Annotated in this window: 20 protein-coding genes; 15 read left to right on the forward strand and 5 right to left on the reverse strand. The window is 61.0% G+C overall.

Annotation, left to right across the window (positions count from 1 at the left end; translation table 11 throughout):
• The 15 genes from AB4Y87_RS09270 (at position 1) to AB4Y87_RS09340 (ending at position 12,672) form a co-directional block, all read left to right on the forward strand.
• Positions 1–570 carry an adenylate kinase gene (locus tag AB4Y87_RS09270; protein ID WP_224091119.1) on the forward strand — a complete coding sequence of 190 codons (570 nt, stop codon included), beginning with the start codon at positions 1–3 and terminating at the stop codon, positions 568–570.
• 112 nt (positions 571–682) lie between these two features.
• Positions 683–1,738: a 3-oxoacyl-ACP synthase III family protein gene (locus AB4Y87_RS09275; RefSeq protein ID WP_442004066.1), complete on the forward strand. Its 1,056-nt coding sequence runs from the start codon at positions 683–685 to the stop codon at positions 1,736–1,738.
• Positions 1,735–2,523, forward strand: coding sequence for a glycosyltransferase (locus AB4Y87_RS09280; RefSeq protein WP_442004067.1), 789 nt, complete (start codon positions 1,735–1,737; stop codon positions 2,521–2,523). The genes AB4Y87_RS09275 and AB4Y87_RS09280 overlap by 4 nt, the downstream gene beginning before the upstream one ends.
• A 37-nt stretch (positions 2,524–2,560) precedes the next feature.
• The gene (locus AB4Y87_RS09285) at positions 2,561–3,748 is read left to right on the forward strand and encodes a cytochrome P450 (protein ID WP_442004068.1); all 1,188 of its coding nucleotides are present in this window, start codon (positions 2,561–2,563) and stop codon (positions 3,746–3,748) included.
• The gene (locus AB4Y87_RS09290) at positions 3,741–5,507 is read left to right on the forward strand and encodes an AMP-binding protein (protein WP_442004069.1); all 1,767 of its coding nucleotides are present in this window, start codon (positions 3,741–3,743) and stop codon (positions 5,505–5,507) included. The genes AB4Y87_RS09285 and AB4Y87_RS09290 overlap by 8 nt, the downstream gene beginning before the upstream one ends.
• A complete protein-coding gene (locus tag AB4Y87_RS09295; protein ID WP_442004070.1) occupies positions 5,504–6,415 on the forward strand; it encodes an NAD-dependent epimerase/dehydratase family protein in 912 nt (303 codons plus the stop codon). Before AB4Y87_RS09290 ends, AB4Y87_RS09295 begins: the two co-directional genes overlap by 4 nt.
• Positions 6,416–6,447: 32 nt before the next feature.
• Entirely contained in the window at positions 6,448–7,275 is an 828-nt protein-coding gene (gene map, locus AB4Y87_RS09300; RefSeq protein WP_442004124.1) for a type I methionyl aminopeptidase, read from the forward strand.
• 61 nt (positions 7,276–7,336) lie between these two features.
• Entirely contained in the window at positions 7,337–8,332 is a 996-nt protein-coding gene (locus AB4Y87_RS09305; RefSeq protein ID WP_442004071.1) for a P1 family peptidase, read from the forward strand.
• Between the two features lie 194 nt (positions 8,333–8,526).
• Positions 8,527–8,748: a translation initiation factor IF-1 gene (gene infA / locus AB4Y87_RS09310; protein WP_011775571.1), complete on the forward strand. Its 222-nt coding sequence runs from the start codon at positions 8,527–8,529 to the stop codon at positions 8,746–8,748.
• 73 nt (positions 8,749–8,821) lie between these two features.
• Positions 8,822–8,935, forward strand: a complete 114-nt coding sequence (rpmJ, locus tag AB4Y87_RS09315; RefSeq protein WP_011775570.1) for a 50S ribosomal protein L36 — start codon at positions 8,822–8,824, stop codon at positions 8,933–8,935.
• A 196-nt stretch (positions 8,936–9,131) separates the two neighbouring features.
• On the forward strand, positions 9,132–9,509 hold the full coding sequence (rpsM, locus tag AB4Y87_RS09320; protein ID WP_011775569.1) for a 30S ribosomal protein S13: 378 nt from the start codon (positions 9,132–9,134) through the stop codon (positions 9,507–9,509).
• 51 nt (positions 9,510–9,560) lie between these two features.
• A complete protein-coding gene (gene rpsK / locus AB4Y87_RS09325; RefSeq protein ID WP_442004072.1) occupies positions 9,561–9,962 on the forward strand; it encodes a 30S ribosomal protein S11 in 402 nt (133 codons plus the stop codon).
• A gap of 149 nt (positions 9,963–10,111) precedes the next feature.
• On the forward strand, positions 10,112–11,122 hold the full coding sequence (locus tag AB4Y87_RS09330) for a DNA-directed RNA polymerase subunit alpha (RefSeq protein WP_011775567.1): 1,011 nt from the start codon (positions 10,112–10,114) through the stop codon (positions 11,120–11,122).
• Positions 11,123–11,188: 66 nt separating this feature from the next.
• The gene (gene rplQ, locus AB4Y87_RS09335) at positions 11,189–11,749 is read left to right on the forward strand and encodes a 50S ribosomal protein L17 (protein WP_216925100.1); all 561 of its coding nucleotides are present in this window, start codon (positions 11,189–11,191) and stop codon (positions 11,747–11,749) included.
• Between the two features lie 32 nt (positions 11,750–11,781).
• Positions 11,782–12,672 (forward strand): tRNA pseudouridine synthase A, encoded by an 891-nt coding sequence (locus AB4Y87_RS09340; protein ID WP_442004073.1) that lies wholly within the window; start codon positions 11,782–11,784, stop codon positions 12,670–12,672.
• Positions 12,673–12,782: 110 nt separating this feature from the next.
• Here AB4Y87_RS09340 and AB4Y87_RS09345 read toward each other — a convergent pair whose 3' ends face one another.
• The 5 genes from AB4Y87_RS09345 to cpaB form a co-directional block, all read right to left on the reverse strand.
• Positions 12,783–13,661: a type II secretion system F family protein gene (locus AB4Y87_RS09345; RefSeq protein ID WP_442004074.1), complete on the reverse strand. Its 879-nt coding sequence runs from the start codon at positions 13,659–13,661 to the stop codon at positions 12,783–12,785.
• Between the two features lie 12 nt (positions 13,662–13,673).
• Complete coding sequence (locus tag AB4Y87_RS09350; RefSeq protein ID WP_442004075.1) at positions 13,674–14,615, reverse strand: type II secretion system F family protein; 942 nt, start codon at positions 14,613–14,615, stop codon at positions 13,674–13,676.
• A 2-nt stretch (positions 14,616–14,617) separates the two neighbouring features.
• Positions 14,618–15,937: a CpaF family protein gene (locus AB4Y87_RS09355; RefSeq protein ID WP_442004125.1), complete on the reverse strand. Its 1,320-nt coding sequence runs from the start codon at positions 15,935–15,937 to the stop codon at positions 14,618–14,620.
• A 107-nt stretch (positions 15,938–16,044) separates the two neighbouring features.
• Positions 16,045–17,244, reverse strand: a complete 1,200-nt coding sequence (locus AB4Y87_RS09360) for an AAA family ATPase (RefSeq protein WP_442004076.1) — start codon at positions 17,242–17,244, stop codon at positions 16,045–16,047.
• On the reverse strand, positions 17,241–18,008 hold the full coding sequence (cpaB, locus tag AB4Y87_RS09365; RefSeq protein ID WP_442004077.1) for a Flp pilus assembly protein CpaB: 768 nt from the start codon (positions 18,006–18,008) through the stop codon (positions 17,241–17,243). Before cpaB ends, AB4Y87_RS09360 begins: the two co-directional genes overlap by 4 nt.
• Between the last annotated feature and the right edge of the window lie 45 nt (positions 18,009–18,053).

An 18,053-nucleotide genomic window follows, 5' to 3' on the forward strand; every position in this document is an offset into this window, starting at 1 on the left:
ATGCTGATCATTGGACCTCCCGGTTCGGGTAAGGGTACGCAGGCTGAGCGGATTTCCGAGCGCCTCGGCGTAGTCGCCATCTCCACCGGCGACATCTTCCGTGCCAACGTAAAGGGCGAAACCCCTTTGGGCATCGAAGCCAAGAAATACATGGACGCAGGGGACTTCGTTCCGGACAGCGTCACGAACAACATGGTTCGCGACCGCCTGAGCCAGAGCGACGTCGAGAATGGCTTCCTGCTGGATGGTTACCCGCGCACCACGGCGCAGGTTGACTACCTCGACCAGATCCTCGCTGAAGGCGAGCAGGAGCTCGACGTCGTGCTCCAGCTGACTGCCGACGACGAAGAACTGGTGTCCCGCCTCCTGGGCCGTGCGAAGGAAACCGGACGCTCTGACGACAATGAAGCCGTCATCCGTCACCGGCTGGACCTCTACCACGAGCAGACTGAGGCCGTTGTCGCCAAGTATGCCGAGCGTGGCATCCTGACGCAGGTCGACGGCATCGGCGGCATCGACGAAGTCACTGACCGCGTCCTCACAGCCATCGAGTCGGCCAAAGCCGTCTAGCAAGGCTTTTTCCACATAGCCGGATCATCGGCGCTGGAGCAAAAGGGTGTGTCCCGTACCATTGGTGCGGGACACACCCTTTTCGTTTCGCGGCAGTTTTTGGGGGAACCGCATGCAAACAGCTCTTTCCGGGCACAGCAGGATTGCAGGTTTGGAGGTCTACCTTCCGCCTGCGCGCCTGGACACTGCCGCCGTCGAACGCCGCATTGGTGAGTCGAGTCCGGGGTTCCGTGTCCCGAAGGGCTTGATCTCCCGCGTTACCGGTATCCGGTCCCGGAGCGTCATGGCGGACTCGGAACAGGCGTCGGACCTTGCGGCCCATGCAGCCTCAAAGCTGCTGGCTGAATGCGGACTGCAGGCCTCGGATATAGACCTCCTGATCTTCGCGTCCGCCAGCCAGGACATGGTGGAACCGGCCACGGGCCACATGGCCGCTGCCAAACTCGGACTCGACTGCCCTGTGATGGACGTGAAGAATGCGTGCAACAGTTTCCTGAACGGCTTGGAGGTGGGCGATGCCCTGATTGCCACGGGCCGGTATGTCAGGGTCCTGGTGGTCACAGGGGAGTCGCCGTCGCGGGCCATCCGCTGGAGAGTTCCGGACTTTGACACTTTCGCGTCAAGCTTTCCCGGGTACACCATGAGCGACGGCGGCGCGGCGGTGTTGCTCGAACCTGCGGATTCAGCGGCAATGGAGACGAACCGACTGGAGGTCGGTCCGGGAGGCATTCTTGGCATGGGCTTCACAGCCCGCAGCAGCCATTGGTCGGTCGGCACCTTGGCTGCAGGTGGATCTGCGTATCCGCGCGATCCGGAAGCGACCTATTTCACCATGGACGGGGAGAAGCTCAAGGACGCATTTCTGGATCTGGGCTGCGGCGTCCTGGACGAAACATTGGACCGGCTGGAATTGCAGTGGACGGACTTTGCCGTGGTTTGTGTGCATCAGGTGAGTGCACCGTACCGGGAAGTCTTTGCAGAGCGAGCGGGTGTGCCAACAGAGCTTCTGGTTCCATCGGTAGAGGACTTCGGAAATTTGGCCTCCGTTAGCTTGCCCCTGCAACTGAAACTTGCCGTGGACAGTGGCCGCTGCGGTCCGGGGGATCTCGTGGCCTTGGTGGGACTCGCCGGCGGCGTGAGCCTGGGCATGGCAGTGGTGCGGCTGTGACGCTGGAAAGCCATCTGGGAAGCCTGGCCCCTACCCGGCCGCTGTCCATCGCTGTGCCCATGCTGAACGAAGAGAAGCTGGTCCGGCAGACGCTGGACTCACTTGCGGCCCAGGAGCATCAGGACTTCACGGTGGTGGTGGTCGATAACGGATCGACGGACGCCAGCTGTTTGATCGTGGCAGAGTTCGCTGCGGCTCATCCCCACATGGATATCAGGCTTGTGTATGAAGCCGAGAAGGGGACGGGCGCGGCCGCAGACACAGGCATGCGCTTCGGCTTGGAGCACGGCGCAACGTGGCTCGCCCGGACGGATGCCGATTGTCTCGCTGCGCCGGATTGGACCGCCAAAATTGTTCAGGCATTCCACGACGGTCTGGAACTCATCGCCGGCCAGCTTGTGCCCCGGGAGGACGAAGGGATCAGTATGGGGGAGCGGAGGATGATGTTGCTCGCCGTCGAGATCGCATCTTTCTTCGGCCGGATCCGCCCCGGCAATAAGGGTGACGGGTACCTGGGCCCCTATCAGATGCTTCCGGGGTGCAATATGGCGATCACGGCAGATATGTACGACCGTTCCGGCGGATTCCCGCGGACCAGCATCGAAGACCTCCACGAAGACCGCGCACTGTCCAACCGCGTGCGAAAGCTGACCCGCAATTACGCGTTGCGCCGGGATGTTGTGGTTTACGGCTCCTCACGGCGGGTCAAAGCCTGGGGCTTGAAGAACACCCTGGCTTGGTATGCGGACCACCGGTACCGACCAGAGCACGTGGACATCCGGTGACGCTGTGATGCCCAACGGAGGGATGCCCAACGGAAGGATGCCTAGCAGCATCATCAGCAAGGCCGAACGCTGGGAACAGCGTGTTCAGCTGGGGGCGCATCCATTGCTGTACCCGGCGATCCGGGGGCTGGGCAGCCTGCGGCCAGTGATGCGTTTGCCCGGCCTCGGGATCCTCGTCAGTGAAGCCGCCTTGGTGCGTGACGTACTCATGGATAGCCGGCGTTTCATTAAGAACGGACCGTCGGGTTCGGGTGCGCTCTGGACTCCCGTAGTGGGGCCAAGGGCCTTGGTGAACATGGACGGCACCGAGCACAGGGAGCTGCGGCGGAAGCTCGCGGACCTCTTCACTCCAGGCTCGGTGGCGACAATTGTTGAGCCGGCCGCTGCTTCGCTTCATGATCGCTTACACCACGGATTGGACGCAGGTGGCCACGTGGACCTGGTGGACTGCGTCAAGGAGCTTGCTGGGGGAGTCATCTCCAAGCTGCTGGGCGTGCCGGATGATGCACCTGGCCGGTTGCCCAACAGGGAACTCTTCAATCTGGGGTCTTCCATCTCTTCGTTCGTCCGCCTGGGGCGCCCCACGTTGACAGTGAGGCAGGTAGCCAAGGGAAGATCCGCCGTCGGGGTCCTGGCTGGACCGGCGAGGGAAGCGTACCGGAAGGGCGATCCCCAAACGTTTCCCGGGCGGCTGCGCGCACTCGGGATGACCGAGGAAGAAGCCATGGGCATCATCAGCGCGTTCGTGATGGTGGGAACAGAGACGTTAGTGTCCTTTGTTCCACGGCTGATTGCCCTGCTCGCTGACAGCGGACGCATTGCGGGCCTCGTTGAGGATCGGTCCGGTGTTGCCTCGGCCGTGAACGAGGCATTACGGTTCACCGTGCCGTCCCCGATGATGCTGAGGGATGCTGTTTCTCCTGGCACCCTTGGCGGAGTCGCTATCCGTGCCGGTGACCGTCTTTTGCTGTCGACTGTTCACGCGTCTAAAAGCCTCGGCGGATTCGAACCTGGGATTCCCACCCCGCCCCATGCGCGTCAGCTTTGGTTCGGTGCGGGTCCGCATTTTTGTATCGGCATGCCGTTGGCCATGGCCGAGATCAACGCCACGCTGTCTTCACTTCTGGACAGGTATGACCAATATCCGTGGGTCATCTCGTCACGTCAAGTTAGCAAGGGTGTGCTCATTCCGGCGTACAGGAAGTTGGAGTTGGTCAATGCTTGATGACGCATTGTTGGAAGATACCGTGTCCGGCACCGATCTCATCGAGGCCGTCCATGCCGCAGCGGGGCGCGTGCCAGACAGCCCAGCGATCACGGCGCCCGGCAGGTTTTCCCCTTGGAACCATGCTCCAGGGCGACTACGGCGCCCAAGCCGGTTGCGACCAGGACGGACCATCACATACCGGGAACTGGTCAAAGGTATAGATGCTACTGCCCGGCATCTCCAGGATGACGGCTTCGGTGCCGGTGAACGAATGCTGTTCTCAGTCCGCCCCAGCCCAGCGGCGTTCATTCTGGCCTTGGGGGCCGTCCGGGCCGGTGGTTCTGTGGTGTTCATCGATCCAGGCATCGGACCATCGCTTTTCCATGATCGGGCCACGCTGGCTGCCCCGCAGTGGGCTGCCGCTGAGTCCCTTCTGTACGCGGTGAGTACCAGGAGCCCACTGCGGCCGCTGGCCCGGCGGAGGGGTCTGCTGCTGCCGGATTACGGAGCCATGGACGTCCGGCACTACTATTCCGGCCCCTGGCTCCCTGGCGTTCCCCGAGGCGCGACGCCGGTGAAGCGGCTGTCGCGTGCGGCGCCCCTGAGGGATAGCCTTCCACCCTCTGCAGGGACTTCCTCCCTGCAGGAAGCCGTGATCATTTTTACGTCAGGTACCACCGGTGCGCCCAAGGGCGTAGTACATACCCGGGGCTCGCTTGGGGCAGGATTCGAGCAACTCAACCAGCGCTGCACATTTGGCGAGGGCGATCGCATTCACTCCGAGCAGCTGATGATGGGCTTGCCGGCACTCATCGCCGGCGCGCACTGGACCATGCCCGGCTATGGCTTCTCTGCGCACATTGATCCTCTTCGCTTGGCACGCGAGCTGGGGCCGGTGGCTGGCAAAGAAGACTCGTACGACGGCGCGACGCACCTTTTCCTTGTGCCCTCCCAGTTGGCGCCCATCCTGGATGCGGTGGAGGACGGCAGCGTCAGGCTCCCCGGAACGCTGCGGACAGTGATGCTTGGAGCCGCGCCGGTGCTGGCTCCCTTCCTGAAACGGGCAACGGCGCTGCTTCCCGGCGTCGAGTTCAAACTCATCTACGGCATGACAGAGTTGCTGCCAATCGCCGTAGCCGATGGTAGGGAGAAGCTGGCCTTTGCGTCCGGCGCTGAAGCCGAATTCACGTCGCCGGATGGAAGTGGCGAAGGCGATTTCCTCGGAGAGCCGCTACCCGCCGTCGGGATCCGGGTGGGGGAGGACCACGAACTGTACGCCCGGGGACCGAACATGTGCCACGGATATCTGGGCGAGGAAGCCATGATTGAACACGCCACCGGAGACTTGGTGCGGCTGGACCACGGTACAGGTATACACAGTAGAGGAGGCCCCGGAACGGGTCCCGCGCGCTTGGTGATGATCGGGCGTAAGAAGGACATGATCATCCGGGGCAAGACCAACATCTACCCTGCGCTGTATGAACCGCTGATCACTTCCGTGCCCGGAGTTCAGCAGGCCGTGATGGTGGGGGTTCCGGACGGGATCGGTGATGAAGCTGTGTGGCTGGCCGTCGTGCCTGCGCAGGGGGAATCAGAGGCGCAGCTGAAAGCAAAGCTAACCAAGGTCCTCCCGGAGCTGATTGATGAATCAGCTCTCCCCGATCACATCGAAATCCTGGATGCCATCCCCCACAGCGGACGCCACAAAAAGCCGGACCGGGAAGCACTTCGATGCCAATTTGCCCGCAGGTCCGCTGACAAAGCCGGGGCACAGTGAAAATCGCGGTCACCGGGGCCACAGGATTCATTGGGGGAGCAGTCGCCACTGCCGCCGAGGGCCAAGGCTGGGAAGTTGTTCGTTTCGCACGGCGCCAGGGCCCTGGGCTGACGTATTGGGACCTAACGGGTGTGCCGCCTGGCAGATTGCCGGCCGTAGACGCCGTGATTCACGCCGCCGCCTACGTGGCTGACTGGGGCACCGCCCGCACGTTCTACCGCACGAATGTGCTGGGAACCCGTACCGTGGCCGAGGCCTACCCAACAACACGACTGGTTCACATTTCCAGTTCAAGCGTCTACCCGTGGTGGGAGCCCTGCACCAACCGCGGCGAAGAAGACGTGGCTGTGCGCCACCTCAACGCCTACGCAAGGAGTAAAGCGCTCGCCGACGTCGAAGCCCGACGGCATCGCAATGCCGTGGTTCTTCGGCCCCACGGAGTTTACGGACCGGGGGACCGGACGCTGCTGCCGCGCCTGATCAGCAATGTCCGCCACGGACGGCTTCTCACCGTGGGCCATGCCGGTATCCGTCATCAGCTCACGCATGTAGACAACCTGACAAACGCAGCGTTGGCAGCGTGCCAGTCCGATGTCCGCGGAGCTATCAACGTGGCCGACGCGGAGCCTGTGGAGCTCGGGACCGTGCTCAGGCGGGTACTCGCTGTCACTGGCCATTCAGGCGTGGGTATCAGGTACATCCCGGAGCCCGCTGCCATGGCTCTTGCCGGTATTTCCGAGGCCTTTGCCCTCGCTTCCGGCCGGGCGCCACGCCTCACGCGCTACGCTGTCAGCCAGCTCGGACGGGACAGAACTTACCGTTTGGACCGCTTGCGCGAAGAGCTGGGAATCGAGCCAATTTCGACCACGCTCTCCGATGCGGGAAAATGGTTGGAGCACGGGGCCTGATCGGCTCCTACAGCAAACATCCAGAGGAGAACATGGCGTTCGGTCAGCCCCGCATCGAATACAAAACCAACGAGCAAATGCGCAAAATGCACGAGGCCGGCTTGGTTCTCAGCCGTGCCCTTGACGCTGCCGTTGCGGCGGCCAAGGCAGGCGTCACCACCAAGGACCTCGACGAGGTTTTCGCGGCAGTCCTGAATGATGCCGGCGCTAAGTCCAACTTCCTTGGCTACCACGGCTTCCCCGCCACCATCTGTACGTCAGTCAACGAAGAAGTCGTCCACGGTATCCCCGGAAACCGCGTCCTCAACAATGGTGACATTATTTCCATCGACGGCGGCTGCATCGTTGACGGATGGCACTCGGACTCCGCCCGCACTGTCATCGTTGGCACGGCAGACCCTGAGGACCAGCGGCTCTCTGATGTCACCGAGGCCGCCATGTGGCGAGGGATTGCTGCGCTGGCCAAGGGCAAGTTCGTGGGCGATATCGGCAACGCCATTGATGACTACGTTTCTTCCGTCCCCGGTAAGCCCCTGGGCATCCTGGAGGACTACGTGGGCCACGGCATCGGTTCGGAAATGCATATGGCCCCGGACGTCCTGAATTACCGCACCAATCACCGCGGCCCCAAGATTCGCCCCGGCCTGTGCCTCGCGATCGAACCCATGTTGGTGCGCGGTGGCATCGAGACTGCCACGTTGGACGATGACTGGACCGTTGTCACCACCGACGGCAAGCGCTCCTGCCAGTGGGAGCACTCCGTGGCTGTGCACGAAAAGGGCATCTGGGTCCTGTCTGCCCCGGACGGAGGTGCCGAGCAGTTGGCACCGCTCGGCGTCGTGCCTGTCCCGATCCCGTAACTAAACGCTCCCTGCGCAGCAATCCGGCTCATGGCGTTGCCGCCAGGTGGACAATGGTGCCATGAGTGCGATCACCGATGTTCCGGGCATCCGTATTGGCCACGTTCAGAAGAACGACGGCGGGTGGCTCAGTGGCGTGACCGTCGTCCTTCCACCCGTGGGAACCGTGGGGTCGGTGGACGTACGCGGGGGAGGCCCTGGTACGCACGAAACTGACGCTCTTGATCCGACAACATTGGTATCCACGATCGACGCCATCGTACTGACGGGTGGCAGTGCTTTTGGGCTGGCGTCAGCTACTGGCGCTCAACTCTGGTGCGAGGAGCAGGGCAGGGGCTTTGCTGTTCCCGGGACGGTGGTGCCGATCGTTCCGGCCGCCGCCATCTTCGACCTCGGACGCGGCGGTGACGTGAAAGCGCGGCCCGACGCCGACATGGGTTACCAGGCAGCCGCCGCAGCGTACGCCTCAGGCGACCATGCGGCCGTCGAACGCGGAAACGTTGGTGCTGGCACGGGCGCAGTGATTGCGCGCGGGCAGTACAAGGGCGGCGTCGGGACATCTTCGATCACGCTTGACAACATCTCCACTGACGGCCCAGTGATCGTTGGCGCGATCGCGGTCGTCAACGCACTCGGGACGCCGGTGGGGCTGGGACCTGGCAGCGCGCGTCTAAGGGAGGCACGACCGAGCGCGCAGAGGGTCGCAGACCCAGTGGCTTCTACGGAAGGGCTCAACACCACGCTCGTCGTCATCGCTACGAATGCTGTCCTGGATGTTGCTGAGTGCAAGCGGACCGCCAGCTCTGGACATGCCGGCCTGGCGCGGGCCTTGGATCCGTCCCATACTTTGGCGGATGGTGACACGGTTTTCGCTGTGGCGACTGGCGCCGTCGGGCTCTATCGCAGTACCGAGCAGGCGCGGCAAGTATCGCTGATAACGCTCCAAAGTGCCGCGGCCGAAGCAGTGCGGTTGGCGATCCTGGACGGTGTTGAGGCGGCCGAAAGTGTCACGACGGCGGCAGGAGACTTCCCTGCTTACCGCACCGTAGGGGAGTGACGGGCGGCGGTACGTGCGCTACCATGGACGGATTTAACTTTCCGGCCCCATTGGCGTAGAGTTATTTGTTGGTTGTCTGTGCAGCCACGCCCTTTTTAGTGTCGTGGTTCCAAGAGGGCCAAGCAAACAAAAAACGTCCGTTGGATTTTCGGTGCCTACCGGAGGACAGCGGCAAACAACAGTTAGCGGAGGATATGGCCAAGAAGGACGGGGTCATTGAGATCGAGGGCGTTGTGACTGAGGCGCTGCCCAACGCGATGTTTCGTGTTGAGCTCACCAACAAGCACGTCGTTCTCGCACACATCTCTGGGAAGATGCGTCAGCACTACATTCGAATCCTCCCCGAGGACCGCGTAGTGGTGGAGCTAAGCCCATACGACCTCACACGTGGTCGTATCGTCTACCGCTACAAGTAAATTGCTGGGCGGCCAAAGGCAATAGTGCCAAGCCGCTCCAGCAGATCAACTGCAAAACACGCAAAGGAACGCCATGAAGGTCAAGCCGAGCGTCAAGCAGATCTGCGACAAGTGCAAAGTGATCCGCCGTAACGGCCGGGTCATGGTGATCTGCGAGAACCCGCGCCACAAGCAGCGCCAGGGCTAATTCCCCTTCAGGGAATCAGCGCCCGCAAGGGCAAACCTGGGTTGCTAGCCCACGCAAGTAAATAAAGGCAGCACAAGTTGTGCCAGGACTGCATCACAGAGCCTGGTCAACGTACCCCCGGTCGGAGGCTGGGGCCACACGGATCGTGTGGGTGTACTGCCTACGACCTCCGGTTTATTCAAGGAGTACCGCCACTATGGCTCGTCTCGCTGGCGTAGACATTCCCCGCGAAAAGCGGTTGGAAATTGCGCTTACTTACATCTACGGCGTGGGCAAGACCCGTGCACACGAAACCCTGGCTGCCACCGGCATCAGCGCTGACGTTCGCGTCAAGGACCTGACTGACGCCGAGCTGGTCCAGCTGCGTGACTACATTGAAGGCAACTACAAGGTTGAGGGTGACCTTCGCCGCGAGGTAGCCGCTGACATCCGCCGCAAGGTTGAGATCGGCAGCTACGAAGGCCTGCGCCACCGCAAGGGCCTGCCCGTACGCGGACAGCGTACGAAGACCAACGCTCGTACCCGTAAGGGCCCGAAGCGCACCGTCGCCGGCAAGAAGAAGGCCGGACGTTAATCCCTCGGGATTGACCTGGTTTTCCCCCGATAACTTTCTGTAGGAGAAACAATGCCCCCGAAGACTCGTGGAGCGGTTCGTAAGCCGCGTCGCAAGGATAAGAAGAATATTGCGCTTGGCCAGGCGCACRTCAAGAGCACCTTTAACAACACCATCGTGTCCATCACGGACCCGAACGGTGCTGTAATCTCCTGGGCTTCCGCCGGTGAGGTTGGCTTCAAGGGCTCCCGTAAGTCCACCCCGTTCGCTGCCCAGATGGCTGCTGAAGCTGCTGCAAAGCGCGCTCAGGAGCACGGTCTGCGCAAGGTTGACGTATTCGTCAAGGGTCCGGGATCCGGACGCGAAACCGCAATCCGTTCGCTTCAGGCTGCTGGCCTTGAGGTTGGCTCCATCCAGGACGTCACCCCCAGCGCCCACAACGGTTGCCGCCCGCCGAAGCGCCGCCGCGTCTAATTAGGTATTCCCTGTCTGACCGGCCGGGCCTGCTGTACATGGTTTAGACCGTCTACAAGCATGGCCCGGCTGGTCAGGCTGGAAACCGAAGCCGATTTCCACCACCTGTGTTGCGTCATATAGCGGATGCTCGCCGAAAGGAAACCTAAGTGCTCATTGCACAGCGCCCCACCCTGTCTGAAGAAGTTGTATCCGAGAACCGCTCCCGTTTCATCATTGAACCGCTGGAGCCGGGCTTCGGCTACACCCTCGGAAACTCCCTCCGCCGTACCCTGCTCTCCTCCATCCCCGGTGCCGCTGTAACCAGCATCCGGATCGATGGCGTGCTGCACGAGTTCACCACGGTTCCGGGTGTCAAGGAAGATGTCACCGAGATCATCCTGAACATCAAGAACCTTTCGGTTTCCTCCGAGCACGACGAGCCGGTTGTTGCTTACCTGCGCAAGCAGGGCCCCGGAGTCGTCACCGCCGCGGACATTGCTCCGCCGGCCGGCGTCGAATTCCACAACCCGGATCTGCACATTGCCACTCTGAACTCGAAGGGCAAGTTCGAACTCGAACTGACCATCGAGCGCGGCCGTGGCTACGTTTCGGCAGCTCAGAACAAGTCCGGCGACTCCGAGATCGGCCGTATTCCGGTTGACTCGATCTACTCGCCGGTCATGAAGGTAACCTTCCGCGTGGAAGCTACCCGTGTTGAGCAGCGCACCGACTTCGACAAGCTCATTGTCGACGTCGAGACCAAGCAGGCAATCGCTCCGCGCGACGCCGTTGCTTCTGCAGGCACCACCTTGGTGGAACTGTTCGGTCTGGCTCGTGAGCTGAACACCGCAGCTGAAGGTATCGAGATTGGCCCGTCGCCGACGGACGCTGCCCTGGCAGCGGACATGGCTCTGCCGATCGAGGATCTGGACCTTACCGTCCGTTCCTACAACTGCCTCAAGCGTGAGGGCATCCACACCGTGGGTGAACTCGTTGCCCGCTCCGAGGCTGACCTGATGGACATCCGTAACTTCGGTGCGAAGTCCATTGACGAGGTCAAGGCAAAGCTCGTCGAACTGGGTCTGTCCCTCAAGGACTCCCCTCCCGGTTTCGATCTCGCAGCCCGCGCCGCAGCCATCGAAGAGGACGACGCCGCGTTCAGCGACGACGAGCTCTAAAAAGCAGATCTTGGCCGCACGGTCCAGCGATGGACCTGACCGGCTTACACAACAGGAGAAATTATTATGCCTACCCCCACTAAGGGTCCGCGCCTCGGAGGCGGCCCGGCTCACGAGCGCCTGATGCTCGCGAACCTGGCAGCTGCTCTGTTTGAGCACAAGCGCATCACCACCACGGTCACCAAGGCCAAGCGCCTGAAGCCGTACGCAGAGCGTTTGGTCACCTTCGCCAAGCGTGGCGACCTCTCTTCCCGCCGCCGCGTTCTCGGCCTGATCAGCGACAAGGGCATCGTCCACGAGCTGTTCACCGACATCGCCGGCGCTGTCGCCAACCGCGATGGTGGCTACACCCGTATCACCAAGATCGGCAACCGCAAGGGCGACAACGCTCCCATGGCTGTCATCGAGCTCGTCCTCGAGCCGGTTTCCCCGAAGCAGGCCGTAGTTGCTGAAGCAACCGCTGCTGCTGCCAAGGCTGCCCCGGCTGCTGAGGAAGAGGTTGTTGAGACCGAGGCTGTAGAGACCGAAGCTGCTGAAACCGAAGAGGCTCCGGCAGCTGAGGCCGAGGCTGCTGACGCTGAAGTTGCTGAGACCGAAGAGGCTCCGGCCGCTGAGGACAAGAAGTAATTCACTGAATTCTTCACAGTAGACTTAAGTCTATGAACGAACGAAAACCCGCTGCCCCCGCTTTGGGGGGCGGCGGGTTTTTGCGTGTCCGTATGGATCTTTCGTATGACGGAGGGCCCTTCAACGGTTGGGCACTCCAACCCGGTCTGCTCACCGTGCAGGGAGCACTTGAGGAATCGTTGGCCCTCCTCGTGCGCCGTCCGATCCGCGTTACGGTTGCCGGCCGCACGGACGCCGGTGTCCACGCCCGCGGCCAGGTGGTCCATCTCGATCTGGCTGCGGCCGAGTGGCTTGGACTTCCGCGTGGGCACGAACTCGACCCCGCCGTCGCGCTTTTGCGTCGCCTTCGCGGGGCCCTTAGTCGCATTCTCGGCGACCTCACCGGTGCCATAGAAGTGCACGACGCCGGTCTGGCGCCGGTAGGTTTCGACGCGCGGTTTTCTGCCTTGTGGCGTCGTTACAGTTACCGCATTGCTGATGGCGCGGAGCGTTGGGATCCGGTGCTTCGGGGGATCACGTTGTGGCACAAGGGACCATTGAACGTCGCGTTGTTGAATGAAGGCGCTTCCCAGTTGCTGGGACTCCAGGATTTCCGTTCCTACTGTAAGCCCCGAGAAGGTGCCACGACCATTCGCGAGCTTCAGAAGTTTGAGTTCGAACGGGGGAGCGACGGGGTCATTGTCGCTACCGTTCAGGCGGATGCGTTCTGCCACAACATGGTCAGGTCCTTGGTGGGCTCGGCCCTGCGTGTAGGGGAAGGCCTGGAGCAACCGGGCTGGCTGCATGAACGTCTGCTGGAACGTAAGCGTGATGCGAAGTCCGTGTTGGCCGCACCGCACCCGTTGGTTCTGGAAGAAGTAGCGTACCCGTCGGATAGCGAGCTGCTTGCGCGGGCCGAGCTGACGAGGGCACGCCGCGAGTAAGTCCGGACATTGGAGGACCCCCTCCCGGCTCTGGGTACCGGAAGGGGGCCGTTGTGGCCGTCCACGGTCTGGGATCCGCGAACGGCCGGTCTATTTCCCTCAGCGCAAGATCAGGTGAACATCTGGATGATCTTGATAGCTGCGGGACCCAGAAGGACTATGAAAAGCACCGGGAAAATGCAGAACATCAGTGGAAAAAGCACCTTGACGGGCAACTTCATTGCTTTCTCTTCTGCTTTTTGACGACGCTTGACCCGGGCTTGCTTGGCTTGTGCACGGAGGACGTTGGCGATGCCGATGCCATATTTGTCCGCCTGGACCACTGCCAGGACAAAGCTACGGACGTCCGGGACAGTGGATCGCTCGGCCATAGCCTCGTATGCTTCTTGCCTTGGACGCCCCACTTGGATGTCTTGGAGCGTTCGCATCAGCTCCAAGGCCAGGGGTCCCGTGCCGTAGGAGGAGGCCCGTTCCATGGCTGCTTCGAAGCCAAGTCCTGCCTCAACGGAAATGAGCATTTGGTCCAGCGTGTTCGGGAATTCCAGCTGAATGGCCTCTTGGCGCTTGATCCCGTTGTTGTAGATCAAGAGATCTGGAACGAAGTACAAGAGGATAGTCAGGAACAACCCAAGGCCGATCATTGTGGGGCTCGGGTTGCTGGTGGCTAACAAAACTCCAACCACAGCGCCCGCAAGGGCAAGAGCTGGTTTGATGGCGATGAGTTTCGTCAGGGGCATTGACTTGGGGCGCCCGGCAAGCGCCAGCCATTGATCAAGCTTGGCTTCGTAACTGCCAGGGGTGAGTTTCCGGGCCAGCCCCAACAAAATTGGCGGGCGGTGGATATTCACGCCAGTGCCCTGGGCGAATCCGGAACCAAGATTTGTCTGAATGGCCAGCACTGACTTGCGGTCAATGGTGGCTAAGGACCACGCGAAATAGGCAACGGGGAGGACGATCACGGCGATGATCAGCCAAACGATGGGAGTCATGAGCACAGCCTCCTAGAACTTGAGCTTTACGGTGCGGCTCATCCAGAAACCGCCGATGGCGAACAAAATTACGCTGGTCACCATTAAGGCAATTCCTATGGGATGTTGGACGAAGACTTTCATGTAGCCGGGGTTGACAGCAGTCATGAACAGCCCCACTGCCACAGGGAGCGCCATAAGGATTACCGCCGACATCTTGCCTTCGGCGCTGAGGGCACGGACGTGTCCCTTGACTTCGCTGCGCTCCCGAATAGTACCGGCGACTTGTTCCAGTACCTCGGCTAAATCACCGCCGACTTCGCGATTGATCTGTATGGCCTGGCCAATCCAGCGGAAGTCCTCGCTGTCCATGCGAACCGCGGAGTCTTCGATAGCTTGGCGGGCGTCCTTGCCGATCCTCACTTCGTTTATAATCCTGCTCAACTCTTCCGACGTGGGAGCTTGCGCTTCCAAGGCGGCTGCTTCAAACGATCGCATGATGCTGTGTCCGACACGAAGGCCACCAATCAACATCTGGATGGTGTCAGTAAGCTGCGACTCAAATTTGCCTCGGCGTTTCTCCGTCTTGAACACCAGCAGGAGTTTCGCAACGAATGGTGCAGCGAGTGCCAGAAAGATGCCGATAACCAGATTTACCAGGAAGGAACCGATGACGCCCACAACCACTGTGCCGAAGACAACCATGACGGTGAAGTCGGCAGGAGCCTGCTTCACACCAGCGTTATAGAGAACCTCCCGATTGAAGGGGCCGCCGGAGCGGCCCAGAGCAGCATCCATAACTTGGACCGCGGACTGTGACACTCGACCCACTGCCGAATCGTCCGGCAAAGTGCCCAAGCGCCGGCGTTCCAAAGGAATGCTTCCGTTCCGTGGCTTCAGCACGACGATGACGAGCACTATTAGGGCAATGACACAAAGACCGATGGCTGTAATGAAGAGCGCCGGCGTGTCCATCGCTATCTCCTCCCTGCATTTACGGGAGCGACCCCAAACACAGCTGGCGACACTGTGATACCCAGTTCTGCAAATCTGTCCAGGAATCTTGGTCGAATACCCGTTGGCAGGGCCCTGCCGAGGAAGCGCCCTTGGGCATCCAGGCCTGCAGAATAGTCAAAGAGGAATGCGTCCTGCAGCGTGACGACGTCTCCCTCCATACCCTGCACTTCGGTCACATGCGTGACGCGGCGGCTACCATCCCGCAATCGGGTCACTTGTACGATCACGTCCACGGCAGACGACACCTGCTCCCGGATGGCCCGGAGTGGCAGGTCCATGCCAGCCATCAAGACGAGCGTCTCAAGGCGGGCGATCGCATCCCGCGGCGAGTTGGCATGGACGGTGGACAATGAGCCATCATGACCGGTGTTCATGGCCTGTAACATGTCGAGAGACTCTCCGCCACGAACCTCGCCCACGATGATCCGATCGGGCCGCATACGTAGGGAGTTGCGGACCAGATCCCGGATGGTGATGGCGCCCTTACCTTCGATGTTGGGCGGGCGGCTCTCCAACCTGACCACATGGCGCTGTTGCAATTGAAGCTCCACGGCATCCTCAATAGTGACGATGCGGTCAGACTCCGGGATGAAGGAAGACAAAACATTCAGGAGAGTCGTCTTCCCTGTTCCAGTGCCCCCAGAAACGATGACATTGAGACGGGCAACCACACAGGCGCTCAGCAACTCCGCCATTTCGTGGCTGATGGATTCCCACTCGATCAGGTTGCGGACCGTGAGTGGAACGTGGCTGAATTTCCTGATAGTCAATGAGGGGCCGTTGACAGCAAGCGGCGGGATAATCGCATTGACGCGGGAGCCGTCCTCGAGGCGCGCATCCACGAGTGGGGAAGACTCGTCTATCCGTCGTCCGACCTTGGACACGATCCGTTCGATGACTTTACGGAGGTGCGCGTCCGAACTGAACTGCAAATCAGTCAGTGCCAGGTGACCGTGGCGCTCAACGTAGATCTGGTCAAAGCGATTGACCATCACTTCAGTAACCGACGGATCCTCCAAGAGACGCTGCAATGGACCGTAGCCCATGACCTCATCGGAAATCTCGCGGATCAGCCGGCGGCGTTCTTCAGGAGAAAGTGGCACTTGCTCGTCATCAATGACAGCTGAAAGTTCGTCCACAGCGAAGGACCGAAGCTCTTCCTCCGACGAGGATGCGTCCCCAAGCCTTGAGCCCATTCGCTCGAAGAGTGCCGAAGCGGCCCTTTGCTTAAGGCCTGAAAGGGCATCAACCACCGGTGCAGTTGGAGTCCCGCCCAACATAGGAGAATTCGCTGATGGCGCCACGGCGGCGGCTTGTCCTCCCTGCTCGGCTTCCTTGATTTCGACGGCGACAAGCGGGTTGTTCCTCGTGAGCCTCTCCGACAGTTTCATGACACCACCACCCTCCGGTGCAGCTTGTTTGGGGTAACTGTTTCCAGACGGGGATCGAATCGCTCAACCAGCTTCTTCAGTCCCTTAGTGGCTGAATCGCGAGTGGTGCCTTGGAGTACTGGGACCCCCCGGTTCGTCGAGAACGGCAGGTTCCGGGAACGAGGGATGACGGTATCAACAGGGACACCGATGGTCGCCTCAACGTCCTGTACCGAGATGCCGCTCTTTCGATCCGCGAAGTTCAGCACCGTGTGCCTGCCCTGTGGCAAGAGCTGAAGTTCCCGCAGCACGCTGAAGCACTTTCGAAGCCCACGAATGCTGGGGACGTCCATGCCGCAGACCCAGACGCCATCCGTGGCTAGCTCGAGAGTCGCCAGGCAGTGCTCGCCAAGTCCCGGTGCCGTGTCCACCACCACGTACTTGAATTCCGTGGCCAGCTGGTTGAGGAGCCTTGTGACGTGGTCAGCTGTGATGTAATCGGACTCCGAAGGCTTCTGCGGTGCACAAAGTGCATAGATTCCCGCCGGATGGACGGTGAGGAATGCCTTGAGCACCATGGAGTCCTGGGCGGCCGCCCCATGAACAGCCTCGGTAATCGAGTGTTCTGGCTCGAGCAGAAGCCCAGACGCCACATCACCGAATTGCAGGTCCAGGTCCACAATGACCACGCTCATAGGCGCCAAAGCTCCAAGGCCAACGGCCAAATTTGTTGCAACCGTTGTCTTGCCGACTCCGCCCTTCGGGGACATAACGGCAATGACGCGGCCTCTATCCTGTCCGGATTCAGCCGCTGGCTGCATTCCACGGCGCCGGCTGGCGGAGGCCAGGCATGCGCGTTCCAGGAGTATCCGTAGCTCGTTTACCTCAATCTCCGGTGTCACAACGTCCCGGATGCCCGAATGCATTGCACGAAGGACGATCTCTGGGCTGGGTTCGGCCACTAGCAACAGGCTGATTTCCGGATATTGGAGATCGAAGACCGTGGCCAGCTTCAAAGCGTCGTCCGGACTCACGCCCGGTCCCAGAATCATCACCTCCGGTGGCGCGCCTGTGAGTTCCTTGAAGACATCATCCGTCCCGCCCCGGAGTATTTCGGGGGAGAGCGTTTGCAGGTCCCCATGCAGTGCCCCGGCAATGGCCTGGCGCACACGGCCTTCAAAGTCACGAACTGCAGTGATGGCTACGAAGCGGCTCATTGGACCAGCCCTCCGAAGGTTGTCGTCGGTGGATCGCTCTTTGTGGTTTTGTCCGTCTGCTTGGAGAGCCACAACGTGCCGAACTCTGCACCGAAAACCATTTTGGCGGCGTTGGCATCACTCAGGGCGACGGTCACGTAGGCTGAACCGTTCGGGAGGGCTACACCCTTGTCAGCCCCGGCGGATTTTTCCGCGTCAGGGGCCGCTTGTTGGACAGCGGTGACGAGAACATCGTGGTAGAGCAGCTCAGTGAAGTTTTTCCAGCCCGTCAGACCGGCTGGCAGGTTCGCACCGGCAGGAACGGCGTCGTCCAACTTGAATGAGGCAAACACCGTAACTGTGTCGCCGGCCTCGATCCGACCGCCCAGTATGCGCTCGGGTGCCAGAACAAAGGTAGATTCTTGCAAGCCTTCCGGCACAGGTACCGTTCCGGGAGCTAGATCCTTGGGATTAACAAGCTTGACTCCCAACAACTGTTCGCCAGGCTGCAGTTCAGCGGAAGTGACCTTGCCCTTTTGATCCGTCAAGGCATTGATAGTGCCGGGCGCAACTGCGGATTGTGGCAAAGTTTCCACTTTGACCTTCGAACCGATTTCCTCGGCCTTGGTACCGGCCGGAATACGTTCCTTAACCACTAGGACGTTTACGGGATCAAGCCCTTGCTGCGCCCGCTTGTCGGCCCCCTGAACGTAGGTGACCAGCAAGACGGTGCCAATGACTGCCAGAAGCAGTGCTGCAATGCCTCCCAGTAGGCGTGTTTTCACTTTGTAACTCCCTTCGAGTTTTCGTGAGTTTTTGATAGGGGACGC

Source organism: Paenarthrobacter sp. RAF54_2, from assembly GCF_052113945.1.
Taxonomy (GTDB): domain Bacteria; phylum Actinomycetota; class Actinomycetes; order Actinomycetales; family Micrococcaceae; genus Arthrobacter.